Below are 12036 nucleotides of genomic sequence, written 5' to 3' on the forward strand. Positions count from 1 at the left end.
TCAGGCCAGGATGCGATCGCCCGCGCGCAGCAGCGCGCTGGGCAGTTCGTGGCCGACGGCATCTTGGGCCACCCTGGCGGCATCGATCGCGAGGTCCAGGTCGACGTCGACGTCGATATCACTGTCGCGCAACAGGTACACCAGGTCCTCGGTGGCGATGTTGCCCGAGGCGCCCGGCGCGAACGGGCAACCACCCAGGCCGCCGACGGAGGCATCCAGGCGGGTCACCCCGGCCTGCACCGCCGCGTAGGCGCTGGCCAGCCCCGCTCCACGGGTGTTGTGGAAGTGCGCACCGAGCGGGACGTCACCGATCAGCGGCTTCACCTTGCCGATCAGTGCACTGACGCGCCGCGGGGTGGTGGTGCCGATGGTGTCGGCGATGGCGATCCGGTCGACGCCGAGTTCGACTGCCGCCATGGCGATGTCGAGGACGTGTCGGGCCGGTGTCGGGCCGTCGAACGGGCAGTCCCAGGCGGTGGCGATGATGACCTCGACGGTGGCGCCGTTGTCGTGGGCGATGCGTGCCACGTCGGCGATCGCCGCGGTGGCCTCGCTGCTGGAGCGGCCGACGTTGGCCACACTGTGGGCATCCGACGCCGACACCACGTATTCGATGGACCGCAGCCCGGATGCGATGGCGCGGGTGGCGCCGTTGGGGCTGGCCACCAGGGCGGAGAACTCGACGTCCGGGAAGCGGTACAGCTCGGCGGCCAACTCCGCGGCATCCGCGAGTGCGGGCACCTTGGACGGGGAGACGAACGCCGTCGCCTCGACCTCGCGTACCCCGGTCGCCACGATGGCTTCGAGCAGTGCGACCTTGGCCGCCAACGGAATCGGTGCCTCGATCTGTAGACCGTCGCGCAGGCACACTTCGCGGATGTCGACTTTCACAGGACCCTCTCCTCTCGCAAGGAATCGACCTCGTCGGCGGACAGGCCGAGCAGCCCGGAGTACACCTCGTCGTTGTGCTGGCCGGGGTGCGCCGAGCCGGCGTTGCGCACCGAGCCGGGCGACTCCGACAGCACCGGAACGACGCCGGGCCCCTTGACGTTGCGTTCGATCCGTTCATCCCAGTGATCGGCGATCATGTTGCGCGCCTGCAGTTGCGGATCCTGCACCACCTCGGCGACGGTGTTGATCGGGCCGGAGATCACCCCGGCTTTCGACAGTGTCTCGATGATCTCGGCGGGCTGGCGTTCGGCCGCCCACGCGCCGATGATCTTGTCGATCTCGTCCTGATTGCGTCCCCGCGCAACATGATTGACGAAACGGTCATCAGTGGCCAGGTCGGGACGGCCCATCGCCTCGCACAGCCGGCGGAACACGGTGTCCTGGTTGGCGGCGATCACCACCCAGCTGCCGTTGGCACTCTGGTAGATGTTGGACGGCGCGATGCCCTCCAGTCGGGTGCCCGAGGGCCCACGCACCACACCGCCGATGTCGTAGTCGGGGATGGTGGATTCCTGGATGGCCAAGCAGGATTCGGTGAGCGCGGTGTCGACCACCTGTCCCTCGCCGGTGACGCTGCGCCGATACAGGGCGGCCAGCGCGCCCTGGGCCGCGAACATTCCGGCCAGGCTGTCGCCGAGCGAGAGCGCCAGTCGCGGGGGAGGGCCGCCGGGGAAACCGTTCATGTGGCGCAGTCCGCTGGCGGCTTCGGCGACCGAGGCGTACCCGGCCTTGCCGGCATCCGGACCGGTCTGCCCGTACCCGGACACCCGCACCAGGATGATGCCCTTGTTGCGTTCGCGCAGCACGTCGTAGCCGAGGTTCCACTTCTCCAGGGTGCCGGGCCGGAAGTTCTCCACGATCACGTCGGAGCGGTCGACCAACTCCAGGAACAAGTCTCGGCCGCGTGGGGTGCGCAGGTCGAGCGTGACGGCCTTCTTGTTGCGGGCATGCACGGTCCAGAAGAAATGATGGCCGTCCAGTTCGGCCTGGCCCCAGGTGCGCAGTGGGTCCGGCGTGGTGGGCAGCTCGATCTTGAGCACTTCGGCGCCCATGTCGCCGAGTAGCCGGCCGGCGAACGGGCCGGAGATCAGGGTGCCCAGTTCGAGCACCCTGATGCCGTCCAGCGCGCCGGTGGTCATACCGAGAATCCGTGCCGGTGCAGCCAATCCGTGCAGATCCCGACGGCCTGACGCAGCGTCCCGCGCTGATCCGGCCCTGAGTAGTAGTGATTGGCGCCGGGGATTTCGTGCATCTCCTTGTCCGGATGCCCGATCGCCTCGTACAACCGGCGGGTGTGGCTGGGGGTGCACGCGTCGTCGGCGAGGTTGCCGATCACCAGCGCCGGCACCGCGATGTCGGGGCCGGCCTTCACGGCGTCGCCGTTGGCGTCGTCATAGCTCCACTGTGACAGCCAGCTGCGCAGGGTGTTGTATCGGGCCAGCCCGACGGGGGAGTTGTTGACCACCTGTGGGTCGCCCAGATAGCACTGGCCGGGCATGCGGTCGTTGGGGTCGACGGCCGGGTCCAGCCAGCGCGGGTCGGCCATGGTGCCGTGTACGACGAACGCGTATTCGTCATCGGGTCGGCCCGCGGCCCTGAGCTCGGCCAACTTTTCCTTGACCCACTTGGTGATCCGTCGATTTCGGGCGATCTGCGCCTCGTGGTAGCGCTCCAGGAATTCCGGGGTGTACGGCGGCTGGTTCGGGTTGTCCGGGTCGTACAGATCCAGTTCCGGATCACGCTGGGACGGGTCGTTCTCATCGAGGATGGAGGCGTCCATCCATTCGGTCATGGTGCCGTGCCTGCTGATGTGTGCGGCCAGCAGCATGATGCCGTCGGCGGGCAGCAGGCCGAGCTTGGTCAGGTCGGGGCCGTCGCCGGACGGGCTGGCCGTGACCGTCGGATGCTGAGCCTGCTGTTGGTAGAACACCGACAGCGAGCCACCGCCGCTCCAGCCGGCCAGCACCACCTTGTCGTAGCCCAGCCGGTTCTTGGCGTCCTTGATGCATTCGCCCAGATCTTCGACCACCTTCTCCATCAGCAGCGCGGAGTCGGTGCCGCGGAACCGGCTGTTGCAGTAGATGACATGGTGACCGGCGCGGGCCAGCGCGTTGATCATCGGCAGGTAGGCGCCGCCGCCGATCGGGTGCATGAACACCAGCACGGTGTCGGACTCTTTGGTCTTCGGTTTCAGCAGGTAGCTCTCCAGCACCACCAACTCGGCCACGCCGCCGTACACATCGCGTACCGACGACGTGTTCTGGTAGGCAACCAGATACGGGATGCGCTCGTACTCGAATTTGACGGGCTGTTCAGTGACGGTCATCAGTGCTGCCCCAGATCGTTGGCGAGGATGTCGGCGGACGGAATGAGCCGGCGCCGGGTGTCGATGGCGATCACCGACCAGTCCACCCGGTCGTAGTCGTCGAACTTGCGGCGGGCCCGTTCGCGCGCCTTTTCGGGTGCGCCGTGGTGAACTCCTTGCGGCGCATGCGAAACCAGCCCGGGTGGCATCGGGATGCCGTACAGCGACCCGGAGTGGAAGAACGCGATCTCGTCGAAATCGACGTTGCGGTGATACCACGGGGTGCGTTCGGTGCCGGGCACACTCTCGGCGGGCTTGGGCAGGAAGTTCATCACGTAAACCCCGGTCGCCTGCATGAACAGGTGCACCGTCGGCGGCAGATGCACGCTCTCGGAGGTGATGACGGTGTAATCCTCGATGTTGAACGTGAACGGGAAGTTGTCCCCGCGCCAGCCCTCAACGTCCAGCGGATTATGTTGGTAGATAAGCGAAGTCGGGCCACCCTCGTGAATGAGGCGCACCTCGTACTCATCCCGGCCGTCATCATCGATCGGGGCAGGTTCGGGGATGGTGACCTGCGCCGGATCGAACGGGAAATGCCGGCCCAGGATGCCTGCCGGCGGTACCCGGAAGTCGTCGGTGGCCTGGATCATCAGCCAGGTCGATTCGGAGTCCGGGAGCTGGCGGAATGTGCATGCCTTCGGGATGTACACCCAGTCGCCCTCGCGGTAGGGCAGTGGGCCGAACTCGGTCTCCAGTAGCCCGGCGCCCTTGTGTACGAACAGCAACAGGTCGCCGTCGACGTAGCGGACGAAGAACGGCATCTCCTCGCTACGCCGGCTCAGCAGCACCTGGCAGTCGTCGTTGGAGAACATCAGCAGCGGACCGCCGTGCGCGTCGGCGGCGTCGCTGGGCTTGAGCTCCGAGGACAGCACATCGGTGGGCCGCAGGGGGCCGATGGTGCGATAAGCGGTCGGGTCGTTACGCCGGTACATGTTGGCGGTGCGGCCGACGAAGCCGCCGCGGCCGAGCTCGTCGTCCTTGAGGCCGTCGAGGTCGGCATGCACACGCTTGGGCGTCTTGCCTTTGCGCAGGTGAACGAAGGATTCCATCTCGCTCCTCGGTGATCGGGCGATGCAAAACTGAAAGTGACTTTACTTTTTGTTTCGCGAGACCACAAGGGCGCGGCATGCCGATTTGGCTCCTCCGACGAGATTGCGCTGAGGGTCGTGAAAAAGGTCCAGGCGCGGCGAACAACAACCCTGAAAGCAATCTCGTCGGAACATCGCAGCGGGTATCTGACCGGGAACCCGGCGCTCAGGGGACGGGCACGCCCTCTTTGAGCAACTTCAGGCTGGAGATGGTGCCGTCGGGCTGAACCGCCAGCCGGAACTGTCCGGGGCGCTGTTGCATCTGCAGTGGCACGTTGACGATCGTGAGATTGTCGCGGGGGATGCTCTCGGGGGCGCCGTGGGACTGGAAGGCCCCGAACGTCCGCTGATACATGTCCCACGATTCCTGCAGCGCCTTCACGGGGAGCAGCTTCTGCATGGTCGGGTTGAATTCGGCGGCCGCGGCGGGGTAGTCGCCCCGGACGATCTCGTCCAGGGTGGTCAGCGCGACCTGGTCCGGAGTGTCGGCAGCCATGGCCGTCGGCGCAGCGATGCCTGCCCCGACGAGGAGTGCTGTGAACGTGAGCAGGTGACCTGACCGCATGGAACCAACAATAGGCATCGTCAGCCCGGCAAGTTGCGAAAACGGCGCACCATTCCGTACCGGACGGTATGGTATGGAGCTGTTTGGTGAGCACATGTGCGTCGTGTCTCCGCGGTGTTCTGAGGGGTCGCCGCGGACATCATGGCCGCAGCATGAACTCCAGGAACTGCTCGCGCTGAGAGGCGCTGAGCGGGCTGGGTTTTGCGCCCGCCATATGCAGAAAGCCGATGCCCGCGGCGAAGGTGAGGCCCGCGCGCAACTCGGCCTGTTCGGCGGGGAACCCGAGATCGAGATAGGCCTGCCGCACCGCGCGGTGCACCTTCCGGTCGGACGCGTCGACCCCGGAGGCGACGGCGGCATCGGTACGGGCCCACTCCCGCATGGTGCGTTCCAGCTTCCAGTGCCGCGGGTTGACCAGGCCGGCGATCATCATCGACAACCGCTCGCGCGGGGGTTGATCCTCGATGTCGTGGTAGACCTTGTGCTCGTCACCGCGCTGGGTGCCCCAGGACTCGATCAGGGCGGCGCGATAGGCAGCCAGATCGGTGAAGTGCCAATAGAAGCTGCCCTTGGTGACGCCCAGCCGGGTGCACAGCCGATCGATCTTCAGGGCGGGCAACCCGTCGTCGGCCAGCAGCGAGTACCCGGCCTGTATCCAATCGTCCACGGCGAGGCGGCGGGCGGTCGACATGCGGGCAGCCTACGCCCACGCGGCAGTCCGAAGGGGTCGCCCTATCGTCCTGCCGCGCGGGCACGTTCGATCGCCTCGGCGCGCAGCTGCGCTCGCTCGGCCGGGGTCCACCGTGTGGTGGGCTCGACGACCAGGGTGTCCACGGTGTAGCCGAGCATGCCGAACACATACTCCAGGTACGGCTTCTGGAAGTCCTGCAACTCGGGATGGCGGCCGTCGTATGCGCTACTGCGAGTCAGCAACAGCTGCAACGGCTTTCCGGCGCCCAGGGTGCCCACATGCTCGCCCCGCTCGTTGAGGGTGAAGCTGGCGATGGGCTGCACGATGATGTCGATCCATGCCTTGAGGGCATGCGGGACATGCCAATTCCACATCGGCGAGGACACCACCAGCCGGTCGAAGCCACGGACCCGCTCGATCTCGTCGATCACCCGCTGCCATTGCGCATCCTGGTCCGCGGTGGTCGGCTCGCCGAACAGCCCGGCGAATTTCGCGATGGCAGCATCCCGTCCGAACCGGAGCACGTCGTCGCCCCACACCGAGAACCGCTCGTAGTCTTGGCCTTCCAGATAGGCCATGGCCAGTTGCGAGGACAAAGCGTCATCGCCCTTGGGGCTGGCCTCGACCCACAGCGTCCGCATCAGATCATCGAGGTTCGCGGGATACGCAGGCCCAGTGTCAGTGCACCGGCCAGCTCCCGGCTGGTGTCGTAGTCGAACACCACATGCCCGGCGAGCACGTCGACGTCGCGTTTGAAGCGCTGCAACGGACTGGACAAGAAGTGGATGCTCGCCCCGCCCGCACCCAGCAATTCGCCGATGACCGAGCGTGATTCGGCGACGATGTGCGCCGCGGCCAGTCTGGCCTGGGCGCGGACCGGCTTCTCGACGGTGTCGCCGGCCACCACGATGGACTCGATCTCCCCGACGGTGTCGGCGAGCAGTCCGCGCAGTGCGCGTAACCGCACCTGGGCTCCCGCGAGGTGCGCCTGAGCGATCGGCTTGTCCTTCTGCATCACGCCCTCGTACGGCAGCACCCGCTCGGCGAGTCGTTCGGCGTAGATCTCGGTCACCCGCTCGGCACTGCCCAGCGCGGGCATCGACGCCAGCAGCGCCAGCGCGGGCACCATCGGCCAGCGGTAGGTGGCCGCGTCGTGCAACCCGGCCCCCGGCGCGGTGCCCGCGTAGATGTCGGTCACCTTCACCAGTCGGTGCTCGGGCACGAAGGCGTCGGTGATGACGGCGTCGTTGGATCCGGTGGCCCGCATGCCGTCGGTGTGCCAGACGTCGGCGACGGTGACCTCACTCATCGGCAGCAGCGCCAACGCTGGGTAGATGCCGTCGTCGGGCCCGCAGAGCGCGGACACGATGATCCAGTTGCCGTGCATCACCCCGGTCGACCAGGACCACCGTCCGGTCAGCCGGATGCCGCCGTCGACCGGCACGCCGCGGCCGGTTGGCGCGAGAGGAGCGGGTGCGAGAAACGGCCGGGAGCCGAATGCCTCCTCTTGGGCCTGCTCACCGAACAACGCCAGCATCCAGTTGTGCAACGTGAAGAAGCCGATGGTCCACGCGCTCGACGTGCAGCCGTGGGCCAGTCGGCGGACCGGGTCGAGAAGCGCGGGGAAGGGGGCCTGCTGACCTCCGTAGCGGGCGGGAACCAGGAGATCGGTGAAACCCGAGCTCACCAAGTCCTCGACGGTGGCGTCGGGCAGGCGGCGCAGTGTCTCCGCCTCGGGCGCGCGATCGGCGAGAGCGGTGACGAACGCGTCGGTGATCTGGGGCTGCGTGGTCAGCATGGCCGAACCGTACCATACCTTTTAGTATGGAAGCCTCAGGTGGCCAGCATGAGGTCCAGAAAACGTTCGCTGCGGGCCGCCTGGCGAGGGTGGGGGACGGGTCCCGACAGATGCAGGAGCCCCACCCCGACGGCAAACGTCGCATCGGCCCGCAGTTCGGCCTCGTCGATGTCGAAACCGAAGTCGACGAATGCGTTGCGCACCGCGGCCCGCACCCGGCGATCGGCAGCCCGCACGCTTTCTGCCACAGCGGCGTCGGTGCGGGCCCATTCGCGCATCGCCCGCTCCAGCGTCCAATGCCCGGGACTGATCAGCGACGCCATCATGTGGCGTAGTCGGTCGCGGGGCGGCAACGATCCGATCTCTTCTATTGAGCGCCGATCCTCGTCGCGAAGCTCACCCCAACCCTGAATGAGAGCTGTGCGATAGCTCGGCATGCCGTCGAAATGCCAATAAAAGCTGCCTTTGGTGACCCCGAGGTGGCGGCATAAACGGTCGATTTTCAGGGCTTTTATCCCTTCGGCGGCCAGGATTGCGTACCCGGCCTGTAGCCAGTCATCGACCGACAGACGATTGCTGGAAGACGTTCGCTCAGCCGCCATGATTCGAAGCGTACGGCGGCACGCCGCGACCCCGGACTTTCTGAACCCGCTGGCACCGTGTTTTACTGCAACCTGCGACAACTGAATTTCTCGGTCCGCTCTGCTGCCCGAACGTCAGGTCGAGCGGACGCGTGATACCGCCATGCAACGAGGCAAGCGGTTATCACTGGGTGGTGCCGTCATCGCCCAGGGGCGAGCGTGACCGTGAACAATCTGAGTTGGGATGGATTTATGCAGAACGTTGTAGGTCGGTGGATGCGCCGGATCGGCGCCGCGGCCGCGGCTGCCCTGGTGATACCCGGTGCGGTGGCCATGACCGGCGAGACCGCACCCGCAGGTGCCTTCTCCCGCCCGGGCTTGCCGGTGGAGTACCTCATGGTGCCGTCACCGTCGATGGGTCGAGACATCAAGATCCAGTTCCAGAGCGGCGGCGAAGGCTCGCCGGCCGTATACCTGCTCGACGGCCTGCGTGCCCAGGACGACTTCAACGGCTGGGACATCAACACCCCGGCGTTCGAGTGGTTCCAGAACAGCGGCCTGTCGGCGATCATGCCGGTCGGTGGCCAGTCCAGCTTCTACGCCGACTGGTACGCCCCCGCCCGTAACAAGGCCGGGCCGCCGCTCACGTACAAGTGGGAGACCTTCCTCACCCAGGAGCTCCCGCAGTGGCTGCAGGCCAACCGGAGCGTCAAGCCCACCGGTAGCGCCGCCGTCGGTCTGTCGATGGCCGGTTCCGCATCGCTGACCCTGTCGATCTGGCATCCCGAGCAGTTCGTCTACGCCGGCTCGCTGTCGGGCTTCCTGAACCCCTCCGAGGGCTGGTGGCCCTTCCTGATCAACATCTCCATGGGTGACGCCGGTGGCTTCAAGGCCGACGACATGTGGGGCAAGACCGAGGATCCCAACAGCGGCTGGAAGCGCAACGACCCGATGGTCAACATCGACCGCCTCGTTGCGAACGGCACCCGCATCTGGGTCTACTGCGGTAACGGCCAGCCCGACGAACTCGGCGGCGGCGATCTGCCCGCCACCTTCCTCGAGGGTCTGACCATCAAGACCAACATCACCTTCCGCGACAACTACCTGGCCGCGGGCGGCAAGAACGGTGTCTTCAACTTCCCGGACAACGGCACGCACAACTGGGCGTACTGGGGCCGCGAGCTGCAGGCGATGATCCCCGACATGCAGCGCGTGCTCGGCTGATCTGAAGCAACAAAGAAATCCCCGGGACCGTCTGGTCCCGGGGATTTCTTTTATGCCGATTCGCGGGCGGGAGCGGGCACCGCGTGCAGCGGGGCCGGCGGCTGATGCTTGCGGCGGTTGACCCGTGCGACGTGGGCGACGAATCCGGGACGGAACAACCGCAGCGGGGAATCCAACATGCCCGTCACCCGTGCCAGTTGGGCCGTCGTGTCGACGTCGGTCTCGGCGGCGCGCATCACCCAGTTCAGATAGGCGTTCGACAGCCGCATCGCCAGCGGGCGCGGGCCTTCGACCTCGGGCAGTGACAGGTCGGACCCCACCGCGGTCTGCCAGGCCACCCGCAGCTTCCGGGCGCTGGCCCGGAAGAACCGCCGAGCCAGGTCTTTGTCCCCCTGGCGCAGGCAGTCCCGCAGGATGGTCGACTCGATGGCAGCCATCGTCATGCCCTGGCCGTAGACGGGATTGAAGCTGCAGATCGCGTCGCCGAATACCAGCAGGCCCTGCGGGAACTGCTTCATCTTGTCGTAGCGCCGCCACCGACTCGATGGGACGCGATAGTGCTCGACCTCGCTCAGCGGTGTGGCGGCACGGACCGCCGCCAACGCGTGCGGGGCTGCGAAACCTTCACCCCAGGTGAGCATCTCGGCCCGGTTGGCAGGTGCCTGGTGGCCGGCCATCGACCCCAGGGTCATCATCCACGTGTCGTTCTCGTGGCTGACGATCGTCCATGTCGTTGGGCGGCCGGGCGCGGGGAAGTACCCGATCAGCTGCTCGGCCAGGGCCCCGGGCGGCAGGCGCAGCAGTTGGCTGGCATAGGCGAGTTTGACGACGAGCTCGTCCGTGGGTGGGTGGCTGTAGCCCATCTCCTGGAGGAAGAGCGGCGCCCGCGAACCCCGACCGGTCGCATCGACCACGAGGGCGGCATTGATCAACCGCGGATCGTCGCCGCCCTGTCGGACGATTCGTGCTCCGGTGACGCGTCCTGCGTCGGCGGTGCAGACCAGCCCGACCACGTCATGGCCGTCCAGCAACGTCACGTTGTCGATGCCGCGCACCCGCCTGCGGATGTTGCGCTCCAGTAGCGGGCGGCTGGCACCGTAGAGGTACTCGGCGTCATTGAGTGTGGTGTCGTGGGCGTGGAAGAGCTCGTGACCGCCAACGGAGAATACGACTTTGGACAGGGCACCGCCCGCCATGATGGGTGCACCATCGGCGGCGAGTTCGTCGCGAAAACCGGGGAACAGTTCGTCGAGAATCCGTGAGCCGCGCGCCAGCAGCAGGTGCCCGTGCCGGCCCTGCGGGACACCGCGGCGGGGGACCGGCTCGTCGGTCAGCACATCGCGTTCGACGACGGTGACGCGGTGATAGTGCTCGGAGAGCACCCGGGCCGCCAGCAGACCGCCGATACTGCCGCCCAACACCACCGCGTGTTCACCGAGGTTAGCCATTTCTGGAGTCTCGGTCCGCAGGTGAGCGCGGCATAGAGTAGATCGGTACTCGAATGTCGACGGCGCCCGCACCAGCTCGGTGCGGACGGTACGGATGAACCTACTTCAGCTGTGCCGAGGACAACCCCAGCAGACGCCGCGCGACCACCAGCTGCTGAATCTGCTGGGTGCCTTCGAAGATGTCCAGGATCTTGGAGTCGCGCGCCCACTTCTCCAGCAGCGCCTCCTCGGAATAGCCTGCGGTACCGGCCATCTCGACGGTCTTGAGGGTGATGTCGGTACCCACCCGGGCGGCCTTGGCCTTGCCCATCGAGGCTTCCTTGGAGTTCGGGATCTTGTTGTCGGCCTGCCACGCCGAGCGCACCGTCAGCAGATAACCGGCTTCCCAGTCGGCCTCCATCCGCAGGAATTCCGCGGCTGCGGCACTCTGTGAGTGGGCGGGCTTGTCGTAGGAGATCTCGATCCCGGCCTCGGTGAGGATGGTGCGCAGTTCCTCCAGGGCCGCGCGGGCGACGCCGACGGCCATGGCTGCCACGATGGGCCGGGTGTTGTCGAAGGTCTCCATGACCCCACCGAAACCCTTGTCCGTCTTGACTTCCCGATCACCGAGCAGGTTGTCCTTGGGGATGCGGGCGTTCTCGAAGCGGATCACCGCGGTGTCGGAGGCCTTGATGCCGAGCTTGTGCTCCAGGCGCTCCACCGTCACACCCGGATGCTCACGCGGCACGATGAACGACTTGATCGCCGCCCGCCCCAGCGACTTGTCCACCGTCGCCCACACCACGATGTGGGTGGCCCGTGAACCGGCCGTCACGAAGATCTTCTCGCCGTTGATGACGTACTCGTCGCCGTCGAGGGTGGCCGTCGTCGACACCGCGGCCGAGTCCGAACCGAAGGACGGCTCGGTGATGGCCATGGCGGCCCACACCTTGCCGAGGCGCCCCAGCTGCTCCTTGCTGGCGACGCTGGAGATGGACGCGTTGCCAAGGCCCTGGTACGGCACCGACAGCAGCAGGGCGACGTCACCCCAGCTGACCTCCAGCGCGTTCAGCAGCGCGGACATGTTGGCGCCGTTGACATTCTTCTCCGAGCCCTCACCGGCGGTGAACGCGTCGGCCCCGGCGAAGGAGATGGTCTTGGCCTCCGAGATCCCTTCGAACAGGGTGGCCAGGGTGTCCAGCTCGACCGGGTAGGCGTGCTCGGCCTTGTCGTATTTGCGCGAGATCGGCCGCAGCATCTCGGCGGCGCCCTGATGGCCCTTCTCGATGACGGCCTGCAACTTCTTCGGCATTTCCAGATTGATAGCCATGATTCACAAGCCT

The 12036-nt window shown here is 66.6% G+C and carries 12 protein-coding genes; 1 reads left to right on the top strand and 11 read right to left on the bottom strand.

Going from position 1 to position 12036, the window contains the following annotated elements; all coding sequences use genetic code 11:
- The 9 genes from AC1DY7_RS07235 to AC1DY7_RS07275 all read right to left on the bottom strand — a co-directional run bounded on the left by AC1DY7_RS07235 (position 1) and on the right by AC1DY7_RS07275 (position 8063).
- Positions 1-891, bottom strand: a complete 891-nt coding sequence (locus tag AC1DY7_RS07235) for a hydroxymethylglutaryl-CoA lyase (RefSeq protein ID WP_477492973.1) — start codon at positions 889-891, stop codon at positions 1-3.
- Positions 888-2090: a CaiB/BaiF CoA transferase family protein gene (locus AC1DY7_RS07240; RefSeq protein ID WP_477492974.1), complete on the bottom strand. Its 1203-nt coding sequence runs from the start codon at positions 2088-2090 to the stop codon at positions 888-890. The genes AC1DY7_RS07235 and AC1DY7_RS07240 overlap by 4 nt, the downstream gene beginning before the upstream one ends.
- Positions 2087-3277, bottom strand: coding sequence for an alpha/beta hydrolase family protein (locus tag AC1DY7_RS07245; protein WP_477492975.1), 1191 nt, complete (start codon positions 3275-3277; stop codon positions 2087-2089). The genes AC1DY7_RS07240 and AC1DY7_RS07245 overlap by 4 nt, the downstream gene beginning before the upstream one ends.
- A complete protein-coding gene (locus AC1DY7_RS07250) occupies positions 3277-4368 on the bottom strand; it encodes a homogentisate 1,2-dioxygenase (protein WP_477492976.1) in 1092 nt (363 codons plus the stop codon). Before AC1DY7_RS07250 ends, AC1DY7_RS07245 begins: the two co-directional genes overlap by 1 nt.
- Before the next feature lie 205 nt (positions 4369-4573).
- A complete protein-coding gene (locus tag AC1DY7_RS07255; protein WP_477492977.1) occupies positions 4574-4972 on the bottom strand; it encodes a DUF3887 domain-containing protein in 399 nt (132 codons plus the stop codon).
- Between the two features lie 139 nt (positions 4973-5111).
- Positions 5112-5663, bottom strand: a complete 552-nt coding sequence (locus AC1DY7_RS07260; RefSeq protein WP_477492978.1) for a TetR/AcrR family transcriptional regulator — start codon at positions 5661-5663, stop codon at positions 5112-5114.
- Between the two features lie 41 nt (positions 5664-5704).
- Complete coding sequence (locus AC1DY7_RS07265; RefSeq protein ID WP_477492979.1) at positions 5705-6304, bottom strand: NAD(P)H-dependent oxidoreductase; 600 nt, start codon at positions 6302-6304, stop codon at positions 5705-5707.
- Complete coding sequence (locus tag AC1DY7_RS07270) at positions 6304-7461, bottom strand: acyl-CoA dehydrogenase family protein (RefSeq protein WP_477492980.1); 1158 nt, start codon at positions 7459-7461, stop codon at positions 6304-6306. Before AC1DY7_RS07270 ends, AC1DY7_RS07265 begins: the two co-directional genes overlap by 1 nt.
- Before the next feature lie 35 nt (positions 7462-7496).
- The gene (locus tag AC1DY7_RS07275) at positions 7497-8063 is read right to left on the bottom strand and encodes a TetR/AcrR family transcriptional regulator (RefSeq protein ID WP_477492981.1); all 567 of its coding nucleotides are present in this window, start codon (positions 8061-8063) and stop codon (positions 7497-7499) included.
- 231 nt (positions 8064-8294) lie between these two features.
- Between AC1DY7_RS07275 and AC1DY7_RS07280 the strand changes: the two genes are divergently transcribed.
- Positions 8295-9266 carry an esterase family protein gene (locus AC1DY7_RS07280; RefSeq protein ID WP_477492982.1) on the top strand — a complete coding sequence of 324 codons (972 nt, stop codon included), beginning with the start codon at positions 8295-8297 and terminating at the stop codon, positions 9264-9266.
- A gap of 50 nt (positions 9267-9316) precedes the next feature.
- Here the strand turns inward: AC1DY7_RS07280 and AC1DY7_RS07285 are convergent, their stop codons facing one another.
- Together AC1DY7_RS07285 and AC1DY7_RS07290 are read right to left on the bottom strand one after the other, a co-directional pair.
- Positions 9317-10714 carry an FAD-dependent oxidoreductase gene (locus tag AC1DY7_RS07285; RefSeq protein WP_477492983.1) on the bottom strand — a complete coding sequence of 466 codons (1398 nt, stop codon included), beginning with the start codon at positions 10712-10714 and terminating at the stop codon, positions 9317-9319.
- 100 nt (positions 10715-10814) lie between these two features.
- A complete protein-coding gene (locus AC1DY7_RS07290; protein ID WP_477492984.1) occupies positions 10815-12023 on the bottom strand; it encodes an acyl-CoA dehydrogenase family protein in 1209 nt (402 codons plus the stop codon).
- Between the last annotated feature and the right edge of the window lie 13 nt (positions 12024-12036).

The sequence above is a fragment of the Mycobacterium sp. P2_H7 genome, from assembly GCF_056403275.1.